This is a genomic window from Microbacterium sp. I2 (assembly GCF_051364985.1).
Classification (GTDB): Bacteria; Actinomycetota; Actinomycetes; order Actinomycetales; family Microbacteriaceae; genus Microbacterium.
The window spans coordinates 42,380-59,589 of sequence record NZ_JBLWIH010000023.1 but is presented as its reverse complement, the minus strand read 5'-3'; the positions used below and the strand labels follow the sequence as shown (position 1 = coordinate 59,589).

Here is a 17,210-nt window from a genome sequence, read left to right as displayed (position 1 = left end):
AGAACCTCTCTGTTCTATCGGGATGTCGTTTCGTGCGGGGCGGCGCGTCAGCCGGTCTCCGTGACGCAGCGGACGACCTGGGTGCCGAGGCCTTCGATGGTTCCGGTCATCACGTCGCCGTCGCGCAGGAACCTCTTCCAATGCTGGCCGTTGCCTGCCGGGCTGCCGGTCAGAAGGATGTCGCCGGGAAGCAGTGGCATCGTCTGCGACGCCCCCGAGACCAGCGCCGGGATGTCGAACAGCAGATCGCTGGTGGAGGCATCCTGCATCACCTCGCCGTTCAGTTCGAGACGCACGCTCAGGTTCGAGCCGTCGACGAACGGCGCGGGCACGAGGAAAGGACCCGTCGGCAGGAACCCGGGTGCGTTCTTCGCGCGGTACCAGTCGGTGCCGATCTCTTTCATGTCCTTGCGGAACACCAGGTCGCGCGTCGTGATGTCGTTGACGATCGTGTATCCGGCGACATGGCCGAGCGCTTCCCCGCGCGAGACGCGGAACGCCTCACGGCCGATGACGACGGCGAGCTCGAGCTCCCAGTCGTGCACCTCGCTGTAGGCCGGCAAGGCGAGCGGCACGTCGTCGCCGACGACGCACGCGGGCAGGCCGATGAAGAAGTACGGCTCGCCGTGAGCGGCGCGCTCGTCCATCATCCTCGCCGCAGCCTCGCGCGCCTCGTCGATGGTGCGGTCGGTGTTGTTCGTCAAGCTGGCGGCAACCAGTTCGATCACGTGCTGGCGATAGTTCGCGCCGGTCTGCAGCACCTGGCGCGGCTCGACCGGAGCCGTCAAGGTGACGTCGGCCAGTGGCATCCACTCCCCGTCCTGTTCCGCGAGAGCAGCCAGGCGGTCCCACGCCGGGTCGGCCAGGAAGTGATTGAGGGATGCCGCACCGAGATCTTCGTCCGAAAGGGGACGGATGCGATCGTGGGCGACCAGGCCCAGACGCAGCGAATCGCCCTGCCGGAAGCGGGCGAGGGCGAAGGGGGCGTTCGGGCCGTGCGACGTCGTCGTCATGGAATCTCCTGAAGTGTGGTGCGGCGGGGGTGGCCGGTCGACCAGCCGCCCCCGCCGGGTCTTGTCAGCCCTGGCCGTGCTTGGCGTAGGGATTGAACAGGGCGTCCTTGATCTCGTCGGGCACGCCCTCCTCGGTCGCGCTCGGGCCGTCGGCCGGAGGGAAGGACTCGGTCATCGACATCGGCATGCTGCTGTTGCGGTAGAAGTTGTTCGACCCCTGGGACGGCTTCCACGTGTTCGCCTCCCAGTCGGGGACGTAGTTGCGGTAGCCGCCGGTGTTGAGCTCGATGCGCAGGCTCGAGGGCTCTCGGTAGTAGAGGAAGTTCTGCTCGCCGATCCCGTGGATCGACGGGCCGTACTCGATGGGGGTACCGTTCTCGATCAGCACGTCGGCGGCGATGAGCAGCTCCTCGCGGGTGTCGACCCAGAATGCGTAGTGGTTCACGCGGCCGGCGCGGGTCGATCCGTCCAGGACGACGCCGAGATCGTGCGACTTCTCGTTGGTCGTGAGCACCGAGAAGACCGAGATCGGGGCCTCGTCGAGCACCGTGCGGGCCATGAAGCGGAAGCCGAGCACGTCGACGTACCACTGCACGAACGCGTCGACGTCGCTCGTCGCGATGGTGACGTGGTCGAGCTGGCGCGGGGCGCCGGCGACCTTCGAGCGCTTCGCGGGGCGGTCGGGATAGGTCGATTCCGCCTCGGGCGAGGCCTGGTGGCGCGTGACGTCCCAGTGGAGGGTCATCGAATGGCCGAAGGGTCCGATGAACCGGTACGCGCGGCCGATGCGAGGCACGTTCTCGATCCACTCGCCCTGCACGCCCGCGGCCTCGATGCGCTTCGCCGCCTCTTCGAGCGCCTCGGGGCTCGAGGTGCGCCACGCCATGGTCTCGAGAGACGGCTCGTCGCCCGGCACGACGACGACCGAGTACGCGTAGTAGTCGCCCCAGCAGCGGAGGTAGACGGCGCCGTCGATCCGGTCGACCACGGTGAGCCCGACCTGCTCTTCGTAGAAGCGAACGGACGCCTCGACGTCGGGCGACGTGATCGCCACGTATGAGAGGTGGGAGAGGAGTTTGATCATCTTCGATCCTTTCGGAAGCCACACGGACAGCTGCGCCCTGTCCTTCCATCGTGATCGTCCGCGATCTATCAGCAAAGCGGATTCCCGCTATATGCTCGATCAGCGCTGTTTATGTCCTCGGCGCCCGACCCGGAGGAACACGCCGACGTGTCCGACCGACCGCTTCTGTCCCGCCTCGACCTCAATCTGCTCGTCGCGCTCGACGCCCTGCTGACCGAGCGCAGCGTGACACGCGCAGCCGAGCGCCTGCATCTCAGCCAGCCGGCACTGAGCGCCTCGCTGGCGCGCCTGCGGACGCACTTCAACGATCCGATCCTGGCCCGCCGGGGCAACAGCTATGAACTGACGCCGTTCGCCGTACACCTCGCCGACCACACCGCGGCAGCACTCGAAGCCACCCGCAGGGTGTTCGAGAGCCAGGCGACATGGTCGCCCGAGGAGTCCACTCGCGAGTTCTCGATCTACGGGTCGGACTACGGCTTCGTGACCGTCGGCAGCGTGGTGTCGAGGCTCGCCGCGCAGCGGGCACCAGGCGTGCGATTCCGGTTCATGCTGCACAACCCCGCCATCGTCGACGACGCCGCCGCGCGCCTGAGGTCGGCTGACGGCATCATCATTCCGCACGGCCCGCTGTCGGATCTTCCGTACGCGGATCTGTGGCACGACGACTGGGTCGCCCTCGTCGCGGATTCGAACGACGCCGTCGGCGACACCCTGACGATGACGCAGCTGGCCGAGCTGCCGTGGGCGATGACCTACCAGTCCCGTTCGGCGTTCACCTCAGCCGGACGACAGGTGCAGCAGCTGGGCATCGAGCCGCGCATCGAGGTCGTCGTCGAGAGCTTCCTGTCGATGACGCACTTCGTCGCGGGCACGTCTCGCATCGCGATCATCCAGACCGCGATCGCACCGTTGGCGCTCCGCACCGGTGGGGTGCGCACCGTGCGGCTGCCGTTCGAACCCACGCCTCTGACCAACGCGCTGTGGTGGCATCCGGTGCACGGTCGCGATCCCGAGCATGCGTGGATGCGCGATCTCTTCGTCGAGGCGGGAGGGATCGTGGATGCCGGAGCCCACGTCACCGCTCCTCCACAGTGAGGCGAGCGGCCGTCAGTCGCGCGCTGTGACGGCCAATCGCCGCCCCGCGAGAAGCACGCCGACCACGCCGAAGATCGCCGCGACCACCATGGCAGCGGACGAGACGGCGGTCGTGACCGTGGGGGAGGTCTCGCCGCCCATGACCCCGCCGAGCCAGGGCCCCACGGCGATGCCGACGTTGAAGAGCACGACGATTCCTGCGCTGGCGAGAGTGCGGGTGCGTTCGGTGGCGACCCGCATGAGTGTCGTCTGCAGAAGCGGGAAGAGCGCGCCGATCGCGAAGCCCCACACCAGGAGCGCGCTGATCACGACCGCCAGCGATCCGGCAGCGACGGTGAGCAGCGCAAAGGCCACCGCGAAGGCGACGAGAATCGCCACCAGCGAGCTGCGCGGAAGCCGGTCCGCCAGGAACCCTGCGACCACGACGCCTCCCATACCCGCCAGGCCGTAGGCGAACAGGAGCCCCGCCGCCCACTCGGTGCCGATCGCGGCCGACACCTCGAGGTAGGGACGGATATAGGTGAACGACGCGAACTGCGCCACCGCGATGAGGACCGCCGCCGCCCCGAACGCGAGCAGCGCCGGCAGCGAGGGGTCGCGCCACAACACCACCGCGCGCTCGCCGGACGATACCGTCCCGGGCGCGTAGCGCGGCATCCATCGCACCACGATCACGCCGATCACCAGGGCGATCACGCCGAGCACGGCGAACGCGGCCCGCCAGCCGACCGCCTGCGCGAGGAGTGTGGCCGCGGGAAGACCGGCGACCGTGGCGGCCGTGCCGCCCGCCGTCACAAGAGCCAGACCGCGCCCCAGGTGGGACGGCGCGAGCAGCGAACTGGCATACACGATCACGACCGCCCAGAACACACCGTGCGCGGCTGCCGACACGATACGCAGCGCGAACGTGAAGGGGTACGACGGCGAGAGGGCCGTGACCATCGTCGCCAGCGCGAACACCGCGAGCGAGCCCCCGACGACAAGGCGCCGGTCCACCCTAGAGAGCACCTTCGCAAGCGGGATGCTGGTCACGATGACGGTGAGCGCCCAGACCGAGATGAGCAGTCCGATCTGCATCGGAGAGACGCCCAGATCGGCAGACATCTCGGGCATGAGTCCCGCAGGCAGCGACTCGGCGGTCACCGTGACGAGCACGGCGAAACTCAGGATGAGCAGTGCGCGCACGGGCAGGCGTGGCGGAGAGGACGCCTGCTCGATGGGCGTCGTTGTCATGGTCATGACCCGAGGCTAAACTTTGACATTAATGTCAATGTCAAGCTCTTCCGCGAAACGAGAAGTCATGAAGATCGGACAGTTGTCGGAGCGCACCGGCATCCCCACCCGCATGCTCCGGTACTACGAACAGCAGGGGCTCCTCTCGTCGGCGCGGTCGGCGAACGGCTACCGCGCCTACGACGAGAGCGACGTCGAACGCGCGATGCAGGTGCGCGGTCTCGTGCAGGCCGGCCTCTCGACGCGGATGACGAAGGTGGTGCTCGATATCGAGCAGCAATGCCGGCTGGCCGCCCCTCCGGAATGCTCTCTCGCGCTCGCCGAAGAGCTGGCCACCGAACTGCACGCGCTCGAGGAACGGCTCGCCTGCCTGACGAAGAGCCGGGACGCCGTCGCCGAGTTTCTCCGCCTCACGCGCCACGGCGACCTCATCGGCCGCATGGCGGCTGCCTGACGGCATCCCCCGCACGGAACACGGCAGAATCGAACAATGCCCGCGTCACCGAATCTGCTCGCCGACCACGCCTGCCTCATCGTCCACGGCAGCGACCGACCAGGGATCGTCGCCGCGGTCTCGGCCATGATCACGCGGATCGGCGGCAACATCGTCGCCTTCGACCAGTACTCCGACGACCCGACGGGCGGCGCCTACTTTCAGCGCGTCGTCTTCCACCGGCCGGGGTTCGCCGCGGACCGTCCGCCGATCGAGGCGGAGATCACGAAGGCCCTCCGTGACTTCGACCTCGAGTGGTCGCTCACCGACCAGTCGGTGCCCAAGCGCATGGCGATCCTCTCGTCACAGCAGGACCACTGCCTGCTCGACCTGCTGTGGCGGCACCGCCGCGGCGACCTGCCCGTCACCATCCCGATGGTGATCTCGAACCACACCACCTCCGCCGAGGACGTGCGCTCGTTCGGCGTTCCGTTCTTCCATGTGCCGTCGGTTCCAGGACCCGACAAGTCCGCGTCCGAGGCGAAGATCGTCGAGCTGCTGAAGGGAAACGTCGACTTCGTCGTGCTGGCCCGGTACATGCAGATCCTCTCGGGCGACTTCCTGGCGCAGCTCGGGGTGCCGGTGATCAACATCCACCACTCGTTCCTCCCGGCCTTCATCGGCGCCGAGCCCTACAAGAAGGCGAAGCAGCGCGGGGTGAAGCTGATCGGCGCGACGTCGCACTATGTGACCGACGACCTCGACGAGGGACCGATCATCGAGCAGGACACCGTGCGGGTCACGCACGCCGACTCTGCTGCCGAGCTCGCCCGTCGCGGTGCCGACGTCGAGCGTCAAGTGCTCTCGCGCGCGGTGCTGTGGCACGCCGAGGATCGCGTCATCCGCCACGGCAACCACACGATCGTGTTCTGAGCAGGCGCGGACAACCGTTCGGGGGTCACGACACGCGGCATCGGGACGAATGATCCCGCGCGTTGCGCCACCCGAAGCGGTGCGATCCGGCGCTCGGTCTTCAGACGGGCGCGATCACACCAGGCGCAACTCCGCGTCGATCGCCGCCGAGGTCGCGAGGAGCTTCGGCAGGTACGCGTCGAGCACATGCTCGACGCTGTCGCGCGTCGCGCTGGTCGAGACGTTGACGGCGGCGGCGACCTCGCCCCGCCGGTCGTGCACGGGCGCCGCGACCGACCGCAGCCCCGGCTCGAGCTCCCCGTCGACCAGCGCCCACCCCTGCTCGCGCACGCGGGCGAGCTCGGCACGCAGCGCGCCGGCATCGGTGACGGTCCGCTCGGTCAGGGACGGCAGAGCGGGTGCCGTCAGCAAGGCATCGAGCGCAGCATCCGGCATCCCTGCAAGAAGGACGCGCCCCATCGACGTCGCGTAGGCGGGAAACCTCGTGCCGATCGTGATGCGCACGCTCATGATGCGCCGCGTCGGGACGCGAGCGATGTAGACGATGTCGGTGCCGTCCAGCACCGCGGCCGAGACGCTCTCGTCGACCTCGTGCGAGAGCCGCTCGAGGTGCGGCTGCACGATCTCGGGGATCGAGACCGCGCTGAGGTAGCTGAAACCGAGCTCGAGCACGCGAGGCGTCAGTGCGAACCGCCGCTCGTCGGCGCGGACGTAGCCCAGCTGCTCCAGCGTGCGGAGGAATCGACCGGCTGCCGGGCGAGTGATGCCGGCGCGGCGCGCGACCTCGCTCAGTGTGAGCTCGGCATGGTCGGCGTCGAAAGCCCGGATGACCGCCAGCCCACGGGCGAGCGACTGCACGAAATCGCCCGAGGGGGCCGACTGGGGCGCTTCACTCACTCGTCGTGCTCCTCGCGGGTGGAACGGGTGTCCGTACGCGAGACTATCGCGCCGTCGATCGACGTCACCGAGCGAGCAGCCGCACGAGCTCTCCGCGGACGTCGGCGATCTCGCGCAGCTCCGCTTCGGCCCGGGCCAGCGTGTCATCCAGCCCGTCGCCGGGGATCCGATGCCCCGCGAGCAGATCGAGGTCTGCCCGGGTCGTCGCGACGACGCCGCCGAGCGCGGCCGCGAGCGCCTCGCCGGCGACGAGCAGGTCTGCCTCGACGTTCGGATTGCCGACCTCGGCCAGCAGTCGCACCTCTTCGACGAGGTTCGTCGCGATCTTTCCCACCGCGAGTGAGGAGCCCGTCGCCTCGACGGTCGCTGCGCGCACCGAGCTCTCACGCTCTGGACCGTCTTCCATCGCGAGCGCCGCACCGAACCCCGCCGAACGGACGCCGTCCGCCTCCGCGGCCGCGGTCGCCTGCCGCCGAATGCGATCGACGCGTTCGCGCGCCCGCGCCGCGTCCGGCTCGTCCGGCGTGTAGGCGGCGACCATACCGAGCAGCGCCGCCGCAATCGCGGTCATGACCGCGCACGCCGCGCCGCCGCCGGGGGCGCCGTGTCCCTCGGCGAGCCGGTCGAGCCACTCGTCGAGCGGGGTCGCGGCGGGGATGAGATCGTCGTCGGCCATGGTGCTCCTCGGCGTGGGCATGCTCCGTCGGTGGGGATACGGATGCCGTCACCCTACGGTCGCGGAGCCCGAGGCAGGTGGGGCTTGACGCAGAGCGTGCGGGACCAGGAGATTCTGCGGCCCACCCTCGCCCGGCGTTGAACGTACGCGACGCGCCGGGTGCTGCTGGCTACCGTTCGAGCACGACCGCGAGACCTTGCCCCACTCCGATGCAGATCGCCGCGACGGCGACGCCACCGCCGCGGCGCTTGAGCTCGTGGGCGGCGCGGCCGATGATGCGACCGCCGGAAGCACCCAGGGGATGCCCGATCGCGATCGCGCCGCCGTGGACGTTGAGCTTCGCGGGATCCAGGTCGGCCCACAGCTTGAGGCACGCGAGGCTCTGCGACGCGAACGCCTCGTTGAGCTCGACGAAGTCGACGTCCGCCCACGTGCGGCCGGCGCGGGCGAGCGCACGGTTCGCGGCTTCGACCGGCGCGACCCCGAAGACGTCCGGGTCGTTGCCGAAGACACCGCGGCCCGTGATGCGGGCCAGCGGCTCGGCATCCATCGCCCCCTCCCGGCCGAGGAGAACGGCCGACGCACCGTCGTTGATCGAGGACGAGTTGCCGGCGGTCACGGTGCCGTCGGCGGCGAACAGCGACTTGAGCCCTGCGAGCTTCTCGAGCGTCGTGTCGGCGCGGATGCCCTCGTCGCGGCCCAGCTCGGCGCCGGGCACCTGCACGATCTCATCGGCGAACACCCCGTCGGCCCACGCCTGTGCGGCACGGGTGTGGCTCTGCAGCGAGAACTCGTCCTGCGCCTCGCGTGAGATGTCGTAGATCTGGGCGAGCTTCTCGGCCGACTGCCCGTTCGAGATCGTCCACTCCGCCGGCAGCGCCTTGTTGACCATGCGCCAGCCGATCGAGGTGTTCCACAACGTCTGATTGCCGACGGCCGGCCACGGCTTCGGCGACTTCTCGACGACGAACGGTGCACGGCTCATGGACTCGACGCCGCCCGCGAGCACGATGTCGGCGTCGCCCGCCTCGATCGCGCGCGAGCCCTGGATGACGGCTTCGACGCTCGACCCGCACAGGCGGTTCACGGTGACGCCGGGGACGCTCGTCGGGAACCCCGCCAGCAGGGCGCCCATGCGCGCGACGTTGCGGTTGTCTTCGCCGGCCTGATTGGCATCGCCGAAGACGACCTCCTCGATGCGGGCCGGATCAAGGCCGGTCCGCTCGACCGACGCCTTCATGACGAGGGCGGCGAGGTCGTCAGGACGCACGCCCGACAGGGCTCCGCCGGCACGACCGAACGGTGTGCGGACGGCGTCGTAGATCACGGTGGCAGACATGTCAGTTCTCCTCTGCGGATGCCGCGGCATCCGCTCGACTCAGTTCCAGGCCGGTCAGCTCCGACAGTGATGCGACGGTGTTGTCGCCGAATGCTTCGCGCACGGCGAAGCCGTCGGGTGTCACGTCGAAGATCGCGTGATCGGTGTACACCCGGGTCACGCAGCCCACCCCGGTCAGCGGATACGTGCACGACTGGACGAGCTTGGACTCACCGGACTTGGTGAGCAGATCCGTCATGACGTAGACGTTCTTCGCACCGATCGCCAGATCCATCGCACCACCCACGGCGGGGATCGCGCCCGGGGCGCCAGTGGACCAGTTGGCGAGGTCGCCGCGCTCGGACACCTGGAACGCGCCGAGCACGCACACATCCAGATGCCCGCCGCGCATCATGCCGAACGAGTCGGCGTGGTGGAAGTAGGCCGCCCCGGGCAGCGCGGTCACGGGCTGCTTGCCGGCGTTGATGAGGTCGGGATCGACCCGCTCCGGCTCGGGCGCCGGACCCATCCCCAGCAGACCGTTCTCGGTGTGCAGGATGATCTCGAGGTCGTCCGGCAGGAAGTTCGCCACCAGCGTGGGCGCGCCGATTCCGAGATTGACGTACGAGCCCTCGGGAATGTCGGCCGCGATACGGGCGGCAAGCTGCTCACGAGTGATGCGGGTCGCCGCCATGCCGGGTTGCTGAATGCTCACTGGTCCACCTCCGCTGTGGCTGCGGCATCCGGTCTCGCCAGCGGCCGCCCCTCGATGTCGACGCCGCCGACGAACTCGCCGGCGCGCAGCCACGCCCGCTCGCCCACCGCGACGACACGATCCACGAAGATGCCCGGCGTCACCACGTTCTCGGGCTCGAGCGCACCGAGCGGAACGATCTCGTCGACCTGCACGATCGTGGTCGCCGCGGCGGACGCCATGATCGGGCCGAAGTTGCGTGCGGTCTCGCGGTAGACGAGGTTGCCCCATCGGTCGGCCTGCCGCGCGCTGATGAGTGCGACGTCGGCCTTGATCGGGTACTCGAGCACATACGTGCGACCGTCGATCACGCGCTCCTCCTTGCCGTCGGCGAGCTGGGTGCCGACGCCGGTGGGCGAGAAGAAGGCCCCCACGCCGGCGCCCGCGGCGCGGATCCGTTCGGCCAGATTGCCCTGCGGCACCAGCTCGAGCTCGATCTCGCCGGCGCGGTACAGCTCGTCGAAGACCCACGAGTCGTGCTGGCGAGGGAATGAGCACAGGATCTTGCGCACGCGCTTCTTCGCCAGCAGCGCGGCCAGCCCGGTGTCGCCGTTGCCTGCGTTGTTGTTGACCACGGTGAGGTCGGTCGCCCCCTGCGCGATGAGTGCGTCGATCAGCTCCACCGGCTGTCCGGCACGCCCGAAGCCGCCGATCATGACGGTTGAGCCGTCCTGGATGCCGGCGACGGCTTCATCGACGGATGCCACGGTCTTGTCGATCACACCAACTCCCATGTTCATATGTCCGCTCTGCGGACAGCAGTTCGCACTACGGGCAGTCTACTCGACCCGATCCTTCTGCGGAAGTTTCGCGGCGACCCGCCGCCCGCCGCCCGCCGCCCGTCCGTCGCCCGTCGCTCGTCGCCCACCGTCCGTCGCCCGCCGCCCGTCGCCCACCGTCCGTCGCCCGGTCAGGGGATCTCACCGGCGTAGGAGGTTTTCGCCCGAATCGTCCTGCGACGGTGAAATCCCCTGATCTCGTTGACGGCGGTGCACGGCGGCGCGAGATGGCCGGTGCAGAACGGCACGCCCGGCGGAGGCTCAGCGGTGCGGGGGCGCGAACGCGCGGCGGGTAGGCGCTGCAGCCGCGGGGTTACTCGGCGGCGAAGACCTCGTTCGCGACGGCGGTGCGCGGCGGCGCGGCCGCGCGGCGGCGGCATGCGGCACAGCCGCAGGGTTACTCGGCGGCGAAGACCTCGTTCGCGATGCGGAAGGCGGTGTTCGCGGCGGGGACGCCGGAGTACACCGCCGACTGCAGGATGATCTCGCGGATCTCGTCGACCGTGAGCCCGTTGCGCAGACCCGCTCGCAGGTGCATCGCGAGCTCTTCGTGGTGTCCGTGCGCGATGAGCGCCGTGATCACGGAGACCGACCGGGCTCGACGGTCGAGGCCGGGCCGCGACCAGATGTCGCCCCACGCGACACGGGTGATGAAGTCCTGGAAGTCCGCGGTCAGCGCGGTGGTGCCGGCGATCGCGCGATCGACATGCTGGTTCGACAGCACCTCGCGACGCACCGACATGCCCTGGTCGTAGCGCTCCTCGTCCGAGAGCCCTTCGCCGGCGGGTCTGGTCATGCGCTCGTCCCCTGTCGTTGCTGAGCGAAGAAGTCCAAGAGGACGGATGCCACGGTCTCGGGCTGCTCGGCGGGCGGCAGGTGCGCGGCATCCGGGATCTCGCGAACCGTGCCGCGGGTGACGCCGTCCGCGATCTCGACCGCCTTCGACTCGGGCGCGACCGCGTCATGAGTCCCCCAGACCGCGAGGACCGGAGCCTCGATGCGGCCGAGGCCGCCGCGCACGTCGTACGCGGCGAGCGCCTCGCAGCACAGGGCATAGCTCTCGTCGTCGGCGTCCTGCAGCGCGTGCAGCAGCCGGCCTGACAGCTCAGGACGGCGCGCGACCGAGTCGGGGGCGAACCAGCGCTGCGCCGAGGCCACGATGAGGCTCGACGTCGATTGCGCGCGCACCTGTGCGGCGCGCTCGCGCCAGGCGTCGGCTTCGCCGAGCTTCGCGCCGGAGGCGAGGATCGCGGCGGCTGTCACACGATGCGGATGCCGCAGGGCGAGCGCGAGTCCGACCGCTCCGCCGAGTGAGACCCCGGCGTAGAGGAACGGCCCGTCCACCGCCTCGGCGACGGCGTCGGCGAGGTCGGCGACCGTGAAGGAGTCGGTGGCCGGCGCGGACGCACCGTGGCCCGGTAGGTCCCATGCGACGACCCTGTACTCGCGGGCGAGCGCCGGCACGGCGTCCTCCCACAGGATCGTCGATGTGCCCAGCGACGGGCCGAGCACGAGGAGGGGCGCATCGTCCGCCCCTGAGGCGGGGCGACCGAGCGGCGTGAGGGCGATCGACGGCTTGGTCATGCGTCCTCCTCGCTGTCGCCGTGGTCGGCGTCCAGGTTCTGGGCCATGTTCGCGCTGCGCCTGGCAACCGCTTCATCGACCAGCTGCGCCGCCAGCCCGGTGTACCCGGCGGGGTCGAGGAGCGCGTCGACGTCGAGATCCGCCGCCTCGGGCAGGGCGGCCACCAGCTGCCGCAGGTCCCGTCCGGCTCCGGCCGCCGCGACGAGGGCCGCAACACCGTCGGCGCCGATCCGCGGACCGAGCACGAGCGACAGCCGCTCGGCCACGATGAGCCCGTGCGTGGCGGCCAGATTGCGGGCGACCGCGACGGTGTCGACGTGGAGCCCCGCGACCAGGCGCTGAGCATTCGCGGTGGCGCCGAGCGCGAGCCGCAGCAGTTCGCGCAGCGTCGGCCACTCCGCGTGCCAGGCGCCGTCGGGGCGCTCGTCGACAGCGAGCGCCGACGCGAGGTGCAGGGTGGCCCCGAGCTGCGGCGCCCGAAGGGCCGCGGAGCGGATGAGGACGGATGCCGCGGGGTTCTGCTTCTGCGGCATCGCCGACGATCCACCGGCCGCACCCTCGGCGAGTTCACCGATCTCGGTGCGGCTGAGCGTCGCGACGTCGGCGGCGATGACGCCGACGGCATCGATCGCCTGCACGAGGGCGTCGCCGAGCTCGGTCACCGGCCAGCGCGTCGTGTGCCACGGGGCGTCGGGTGCCGCCAGGGCGAGTTCGTGCGCGAAGGTCGCAGGAAGGGCGGTCGTGGCATCCGTCCCCGCGATCTCGACGAACGACGCGAGCGTTCCGCCGGCGCCGCCGAGCTGGGCGGGCAGCTCCCGCCACGTGGCGTCGAGCCGGTCGGCGGCGCGCCGCACGCCGCGCAGCCACGTCGCCGCGCGCAGGCCGATCGTCGTCGGCACGGCGTGCTGAGTCAGGGTGCGCGCTGCGCCGACCTCGTCGCGGCGCGAGCGCGCGAAGCCGCGCAGGGCGATCTCGGTGTGCCGCAACGACGCCGCCACCTGGATCGCGGCGCGCCGGCCGATCACCATGAGCGCGGAGTCGACGATGTCCTGGCTCGTCGCGCCGCGGTGCAGCCACACGCGGGCCGGTTCCGAGACGCGGTCCTTGAGCACCCGCACCAGCGGGATGACGGGGTTGCCCCCCGACACGGACGCCGTGACGAGCGCACCGAGGTCGACGCCGTGACCGCGGCATCCGCGCAGCTCGCCCGCCCAGCCGAATTCGGTCTCGATCTCGTCGACCACCTCGGCAGGCGCCAGGCCCGCTGCGCCGTACGCGCGGACCAGCGCGACCTCGGCGGTCACGAGCGCGTCGAGGATCGCGGCATCCGTCACAGCCTCGTCGTGACCCACGGTCACCGGCGACAGCAGTCCGGCGTCTCCCACGGAGGGAGGGCCGGCGGATGCGTCAGAAGGCAAGGAACACGGTCTCCTTCTCGCCCTGCAGGTGGATGTCGTGGTGCAGGTGTCCGTTCGGCAGGCGCGTCGCGACGAGCGTAGCGCGCTCGTCGACCTCGAGCGAGGACAGCAGCGGATCGGCCGCGAGCAGGTCCTCGTCCTCAGGCAGGTAGATGCGCGTCACGAGCTTGTCGGGCAGGCCGCGCGCGAACACCACGACCGAGTAGAACGGCGCGCCGCCGCCGACCGAGCCGGGGTTGCGGGTCCAGAACTCGTAGCGGCCGACGTCGGTGGTCGCCGCGCGCCCGAAGCCCGTGAACGAGTGGTCGTCCCGGCGGAAGGCACCGTGCGCCCGCGGGATCTTGCCGTTCTCGTCGGCGCTCCAGATCTCGACGACCGCGTCGGGGATGGGTGCTCCGGCACCGTCGAACACGGTGCCGCCGAGCACGATCGCGCCGGGGCTGTGCGGGAAGACGACCTCGTGCTTCTTCGGGTAGTCCAGGCCGAACGCGAAGAACGGCCCCACGGTCTGCCCGCCCGTGGCCTCGTGGGTCTTCGGGCCCAGGTCACGCTTGGCAGCCATCAGTGCTCCCCTTCCTCGGGCTCGAACCACGTGGCATCCGGACCGTCGACGACGATGTCGAAGCGGTATCCCATCGAGAACTCGGGCACCGACAGATCGTGGTCGTACAGGCCGATCAGGCGATCGCGGTCCTTCTGGCGCCAGATCGTGTTGTAGATCGGGTCGAGCGGGAACAGCGGGTCGCCCGGGAAGTACATCTGCGTCACGAGGCGCTGGGTGAATCCCGAGCCGAAGATCGAGAAATGGATGTGCGCCGGCCGCCACGCGTTCACGTGGTTCTTCCACGGGTAGGCGCCCGGCTTGATCGTCGTGAACTTGTAATAGCCGTCGTCATCGGTGACGGTGCGACCCGCGCCGGTGAAGTTCGGGTCGAGCGGAGCCGGATGCTGGTCGCGCTGGTGGATGTAGCGGCCGGCGGCGTTCGCCTGCCAGATCTCGACGAGCTGGTTCGCGACCGGGCGGCCCCACGAGTCGAGCACACGGCCCTCCACCGTCATGCGCTCACCCTGCGGCTCGCCGGTGTGCTGGAGCGTCAGGTCGGACTCGAGCGCCGCGACGTCGCGCTGCCCGAAGGCGGGCGACCACAGCTCGATGGTCTCGGGGTCGACGAGCTTCGGGTTCTTGGTGGGGTGGCGCAGCAGCGTCGACCGGTACGGGGGGAAGTCGTGCAGGCTGATGCTCAGCTTCTCGCCCGCCGCCTCGCGGCGTGCCGCCGCGGCGTGATAGTCGACGATCTCCTGCGTGATCTCACCCTGCGTGAGCTGATCGGGCGAGGCCAGCAGCGATTCCGGCGCAGCCGCCTTCTCGAGCACGACCGAGGACGAGAACGTCTCCTCGCCCCGGGGATCGGGTTCGGCTGAGGTCATGAGGTCTCCTTCGACACACGTGTTCCCACGGAACGGTCGTGTCCAGCGTGACACCGCGGCCTCGCACCGGCATCGCGGATTCCCGCTCAGTGGGATTCCGGATGCTGGGCGCCCAGCATCCGTCGGCAACCCCCGTGCGAAAACACCAGCCGAAGACGGCGACACGCCGGCGACGGACACCTCACCCCGGCGTGTCGCGCGACGGGCCCGTGTTTTCGCAGGCCGCGGGCGGTGCCGGATGCTGGGCGCGTGCCGGGTGCCGCGTGCCGCGTGTCGGGGCCGGGGCGGGGCACCCGGCGGCAACCGCTGCGCGAAAACACCAGTCGAAGACGGCGACACGCCGGCGACGGACACCTCACCCCGGCGTGTCGCGCGACGGGCCCGTGTTTTCGCAGGCCGCGGGCGGTGCCGGATGCTGGGCGCGTGCCGGGTGCCGCGTGCCGCGTGTCGGGGCCGGGGCGGGGCACCCGGCGGCAACCGCTGCGCGAAAACACCAGTCGAAGACGGCGACACGCCGGCGACGGACACCTCACCCCGGCGTGTCGCGCGACGGGCCCGTGTTTTCGCAGGCCGCGGGCGGTGCCGGATGCTGGGCGCGTGCCGGGTGCCGCGTGCCGCGTGTCGGGGCCGGGGCGGGGCACCCGGCGGCAACCGCTGCGCGAAAACACCAGTCGAAGACGGCGACACGCCGGCGACGGACACCTCACCCCGGCGTGTCGCGCGACGGGCCCGTGTTTTCGCAGGCCGCGGGCGGTGCCGGATGCTGGGCGCGTGCCGGGTGCCGCGTGCCGCGTGTCGGGGCCGGGGCGGGGCACCCGGCGGCAACCGCTGCGCGAAAACACCAGTCGAAGACGGCGACACGCCGGCGGCGGGCACCTCACCCCGGCGTGTCGCGCGACGGGCCCGTGTTTTCGCAGGCCGCGGGCGGTGCCGGATGCTGGGCGCCCAGCATCCTGGATCGGTCAGCCTTGCCGCAGGTCGTGGTGGAGGTCCTTCGCGGCCTGCACCACGAGCGGACCCAGCCGACGCTCGTCGGCGCGCTGCAGGTGCACCACCAGGCCCACGGCGATCGGCGGCAGGCCCTCCACTCGCGGCAGGGCGGCGGCCACCGACACGTTGCCGAGCGTCATCTCCTCGCGGGTTGTCGCGAAGCCGACCGCCCGCGTGCGCGCGATGTCGGCGCGCAGCTGCGACTCGGTCGTGATCGAGTGGACCGTCTCGCGCTCCAGCGGCGCGCGGAAGTACCGCTCCAGCCAGGGTTCGTCGCGGGTCGCCAGGAGCGCCTTGCCGACGCCGGTCGTGTGCAACGGGCCACGGCCGCCCATCCGGCTCAGCGTGGGGATGGATTGCCGGCCGGTGAGGCGGCCGACGTACAGGGCGCTCGTCGTCTCGGGCGTCGCGCCGTCGAGCACGGCCAGATGGACGTTCTCGCCCGTCGCCTCGTACAGCCGCACCATGTGCGGCAGCGCGGTCTCTCGCAGGCGAAGCGACAGCGGCGAGAGCTCGCCGAGCTCCCACAGCCGCGGCCCGATCGCGTACGTGTGCCCCGGCCCGCGCGACAGCAGCCCCTCGGCGACGAGCGTGGCGAGCAAGCGATGCAGCGTCGACGACGCCAGGCCGGTCCGCTCGGCGAGCACTGCGGCGGTCACCGCCGGCTCGTCGTCGCTGAAGCATCCGAGCACGCGGAGCGTGCGCTCCAGCACGCCTTCGCCCTCGCCCATGGCTCCTCCCCGTGCGAGGCTACCGGCCCGGGCGGGGCGCGGGGTCGCGGCGGGGCGTGGCACAGTGGGCGCATGGCCAACTCGCCCTCCGGCGACTCGATGACCGACCGCATCGTGCGCGTGCTCGAGACGTTCACCGCCGAACGGTCGATGCAGTCGGCGTCCGAGATCGGCCGCCGCGCTGGGCTGCCGTCGTCGACGGCACACCGCATCGTCGACGAGCTCGTGGCGGCGGGACTGCTCGAACGCGACGAGGATCGGCGCGTGCACCTCGGGATGCGGCTGTGGGAGCTCGCGCTGCGCGGATCGACCGCGCTGCGCCTGCGCCAGGCGGCACTGCCGCACATGGAGGCGGTGCAGGCGCTGGTCCGCGAGCACACGCAGCTCGCGGTGCTCGAGCAGGACGAAGCGCTCTTCCTCGAACGACTCTCCCACCCCGACGCCGGCGCGAACATCACCCGCGTGGCCGGCCGGCTGCCGTTGCACGCATCGTCGTCGGGCATCGTGCTGCTGGCCCACGCGCCCGGCGAGCTGCGCGACCGGGTGCTCGCGGGCCCGCTGCGCGCCGTCTCGCCCGAGACGGTGACGGATGCCGCACGCCTGCGCCGCATCCTGGCCGAGGTGCGCCGCGCCGGTGTCGCCGTCGCGCCGGGCTGGATCGAGGCGGTCTCGACCGGCGTGGCCGTACCGATCCGCGACGCCGGAGAAGTCGTCGCCGCCTTGTCGGTCGTGCTGCCTCGGGAGGCCGCGCCCGAGCCTGCGATCGCCGCCCTCCGCGCCGCTGCTCGCGACATCGAGCTCGCACTCCGCGCCGACCGCCGCTGACCGCGCGCCTCAGCGC

18 protein-coding genes are annotated in these 17,210 nt (G+C 70.8%); 4 read left to right on the top strand and 14 right to left on the bottom strand.

The annotated features are described in order from the left end of the window. Positions 1–47: 47 nt before the first annotated feature. A complete protein-coding gene (locus ACLKM7_RS17220) occupies positions 48–1,013 on the bottom strand; it encodes a fumarylacetoacetate hydrolase family protein (protein ID WP_436448524.1) in 966 nt (321 codons plus the stop codon). 64 nt (positions 1,014–1,077) lie between these two features. Further along, positions 1,078–2,097, bottom strand: a complete 1,020-nt coding sequence (locus tag ACLKM7_RS17215; protein WP_436448523.1) for a VOC family protein — start codon at positions 2,095–2,097, stop codon at positions 1,078–1,080. Between the two features lie 147 nt (positions 2,098–2,244). Between ACLKM7_RS17215 and ACLKM7_RS17210 the strand changes: the two genes are divergently transcribed. After that, positions 2,245–3,195, top strand: a complete 951-nt coding sequence (locus ACLKM7_RS17210) for a LysR family transcriptional regulator (protein ID WP_436448522.1) — start codon at positions 2,245–2,247, stop codon at positions 3,193–3,195. A gap of 12 nt (positions 3,196–3,207) precedes the next feature. Here the strand turns inward: ACLKM7_RS17210 and ACLKM7_RS17205 are convergent, their stop codons facing one another. Next, positions 3,208–4,434 (bottom strand): MFS transporter, encoded by a 1,227-nt coding sequence (locus ACLKM7_RS17205; RefSeq protein WP_436448521.1) that lies wholly within the window; start codon positions 4,432–4,434, stop codon positions 3,208–3,210. A gap of 61 nt (positions 4,435–4,495) precedes the next feature. Here ACLKM7_RS17205 and ACLKM7_RS17200 point away from each other — a divergent pair, with 61 nt between their 5' ends. Both ACLKM7_RS17200 and purU read left to right on the top strand, forming a co-directional pair. Next, a complete protein-coding gene (locus ACLKM7_RS17200) occupies positions 4,496–4,882 on the top strand; it encodes a MerR family transcriptional regulator (RefSeq protein ID WP_436448520.1) in 387 nt (128 codons plus the stop codon). A gap of 36 nt (positions 4,883–4,918) precedes the next feature. Beyond that, the gene (gene purU / locus ACLKM7_RS17195; protein WP_436448519.1) at positions 4,919–5,794 is read left to right on the top strand and encodes a formyltetrahydrofolate deformylase; all 876 of its coding nucleotides are present in this window, start codon (positions 4,919–4,921) and stop codon (positions 5,792–5,794) included. 114 nt (positions 5,795–5,908) lie between these two features. Here purU and ACLKM7_RS17190 read toward each other — a convergent pair whose 3' ends face one another. The 11 genes from ACLKM7_RS17190 to ACLKM7_RS17140 all read right to left on the bottom strand — a co-directional run bounded on the left by ACLKM7_RS17190 (position 5,909) and on the right by ACLKM7_RS17140 (position 16,369). Beyond that, a complete protein-coding gene (locus ACLKM7_RS17190) occupies positions 5,909–6,691 on the bottom strand; it encodes an IclR family transcriptional regulator domain-containing protein (protein WP_436448518.1) in 783 nt (260 codons plus the stop codon). A 64-nt stretch (positions 6,692–6,755) separates the two neighbouring features. Further along, complete coding sequence (locus ACLKM7_RS17185) at positions 6,756–7,367, bottom strand: cyclodeaminase/cyclohydrolase family protein (RefSeq protein WP_436448517.1); 612 nt, start codon at positions 7,365–7,367, stop codon at positions 6,756–6,758. A gap of 169 nt (positions 7,368–7,536) precedes the next feature. Beyond that, on the bottom strand, positions 7,537–8,706 hold the full coding sequence (locus ACLKM7_RS17180; RefSeq protein ID WP_436448516.1) for a thiolase family protein: 1,170 nt from the start codon (positions 8,704–8,706) through the stop codon (positions 7,537–7,539). Between the two features lies 1 nt (position 8,707). Then, a complete protein-coding gene (locus ACLKM7_RS17175; RefSeq protein WP_436448680.1) occupies positions 8,708–9,379 on the bottom strand; it encodes a 3-oxoacid CoA-transferase subunit B in 672 nt (223 codons plus the stop codon). A 17-nt stretch (positions 9,380–9,396) separates the two neighbouring features. Further along, on the bottom strand, positions 9,397–10,161 hold the full coding sequence (locus tag ACLKM7_RS17170) for a 3-oxoacid CoA-transferase subunit A (RefSeq protein WP_436448515.1): 765 nt from the start codon (positions 10,159–10,161) through the stop codon (positions 9,397–9,399). Positions 10,162–10,615: 454 nt separating this feature from the next. After that, complete coding sequence (pcaC, locus tag ACLKM7_RS17165; RefSeq protein ID WP_436448514.1) at positions 10,616–11,014, bottom strand: 4-carboxymuconolactone decarboxylase; 399 nt, start codon at positions 11,012–11,014, stop codon at positions 10,616–10,618. After that, complete coding sequence (locus tag ACLKM7_RS17160) at positions 11,011–11,802, bottom strand: alpha/beta fold hydrolase (protein ID WP_436448513.1); 792 nt, start codon at positions 11,800–11,802, stop codon at positions 11,011–11,013. The genes pcaC and ACLKM7_RS17160 overlap by 4 nt, the downstream gene beginning before the upstream one ends. After that, on the bottom strand, positions 11,799–13,187 hold the full coding sequence (locus ACLKM7_RS17155; RefSeq protein WP_436448512.1) for a lyase family protein: 1,389 nt from the start codon (positions 13,185–13,187) through the stop codon (positions 11,799–11,801). The genes ACLKM7_RS17160 and ACLKM7_RS17155 overlap by 4 nt, the downstream gene beginning before the upstream one ends. Positions 13,188–13,209: 22 nt before the next feature. Further along, the gene (gene pcaG / locus ACLKM7_RS17150; RefSeq protein ID WP_436448511.1) at positions 13,210–13,782 is read right to left on the bottom strand and encodes a protocatechuate 3,4-dioxygenase subunit alpha; all 573 of its coding nucleotides are present in this window, start codon (positions 13,780–13,782) and stop codon (positions 13,210–13,212) included. Further along, positions 13,782–14,648, bottom strand: coding sequence for a protocatechuate 3,4-dioxygenase subunit beta (gene pcaH, locus ACLKM7_RS17145; protein WP_436448510.1), 867 nt, complete (start codon positions 14,646–14,648; stop codon positions 13,782–13,784). The genes pcaG and pcaH overlap by 1 nt, the downstream gene beginning before the upstream one ends. 962 nt (positions 14,649–15,610) lie before the next feature. Next, positions 15,611–16,369 carry an IclR family transcriptional regulator gene (locus ACLKM7_RS17140; RefSeq protein ID WP_436448509.1) on the bottom strand — a complete coding sequence of 253 codons (759 nt, stop codon included), beginning with the start codon at positions 16,367–16,369 and terminating at the stop codon, positions 15,611–15,613. Positions 16,370–16,441: 72 nt separating this feature from the next. On the opposite strand from ACLKM7_RS17140, the gene ACLKM7_RS17135 reads away from it, so the two are divergent. Continuing rightward, a complete protein-coding gene (locus tag ACLKM7_RS17135) occupies positions 16,442–17,194 on the top strand; it encodes an IclR family transcriptional regulator (protein WP_436448508.1) in 753 nt (250 codons plus the stop codon). Positions 17,195–17,210: the final 16 nt, after the last annotated feature.

What these genes read in the sequence shown, in the direction of transcription:
- pcaH (WP_436448510.1), bottom strand. Translation starts at nt 14,648, where the DNA reads ATGACCTCAGCCGAACCCGATCCCCGGGGCGAGGAGACGTTCTCGTCC.
- pcaC (WP_436448514.1), bottom strand. Translation starts at nt 11,014, where the DNA reads ATGACCAGACCCGCCGGCGAAGGGCTCTCGGACGAGGAGCGCTACGAC.
- ACLKM7_RS17135 (WP_436448508.1), top strand. Translation starts at nt 16,442, where the DNA reads ATGGCCAACTCGCCCTCCGGCGACTCGATGACCGACCGCATCGTGCGC.
- ACLKM7_RS17205 (WP_436448521.1), bottom strand. Translation starts at nt 4,434, where the DNA reads ATGACCATGACAACGACGCCCATCGAGCAGGCGTCCTCTCCGCCACGC.
- purU (WP_436448519.1), top strand. Translation starts at nt 4,919, where the DNA reads ATGCCCGCGTCACCGAATCTGCTCGCCGACCACGCCTGCCTCATCGTC.
- ACLKM7_RS17215 (WP_436448523.1), bottom strand. Translation starts at nt 2,097, where the DNA reads ATGATCAAACTCCTCTCCCACCTCTCATACGTGGCGATCACGTCGCCC.
- ACLKM7_RS17160 (WP_436448513.1), bottom strand. Translation starts at nt 11,802, where the DNA reads ATGACCAAGCCGTCGATCGCCCTCACGCCGCTCGGTCGCCCCGCCTCA.
- ACLKM7_RS17180 (WP_436448516.1), bottom strand. Translation starts at nt 8,706, where the DNA reads ATGTCTGCCACCGTGATCTACGACGCCGTCCGCACACCGTTCGGTCGT.
- pcaG (WP_436448511.1), bottom strand. Translation starts at nt 13,782, where the DNA reads ATGGCTGCCAAGCGTGACCTGGGCCCGAAGACCCACGAGGCCACGGGC.
- ACLKM7_RS17175 (WP_436448680.1), bottom strand. Translation starts at nt 9,379, where the DNA reads ATGGCGGCGACCCGCATCACTCGTGAGCAGCTTGCCGCCCGTATCGCG.
- ACLKM7_RS17185 (WP_436448517.1), bottom strand. Translation starts at nt 7,367, where the DNA reads ATGGCCGACGACGATCTCATCCCCGCCGCGACCCCGCTCGACGAGTGG.
- ACLKM7_RS17140 (WP_436448509.1), bottom strand. Translation starts at nt 16,369, where the DNA reads ATGGGCGAGGGCGAAGGCGTGCTGGAGCGCACGCTCCGCGTGCTCGGA.
- ACLKM7_RS17200 (WP_436448520.1), top strand. Translation starts at nt 4,496, where the DNA reads ATGAAGATCGGACAGTTGTCGGAGCGCACCGGCATCCCCACCCGCATG.
- ACLKM7_RS17220 (WP_436448524.1), bottom strand. Translation starts at nt 1,013, where the DNA reads ATGACGACGACGTCGCACGGCCCGAACGCCCCCTTCGCCCTCGCCCGC.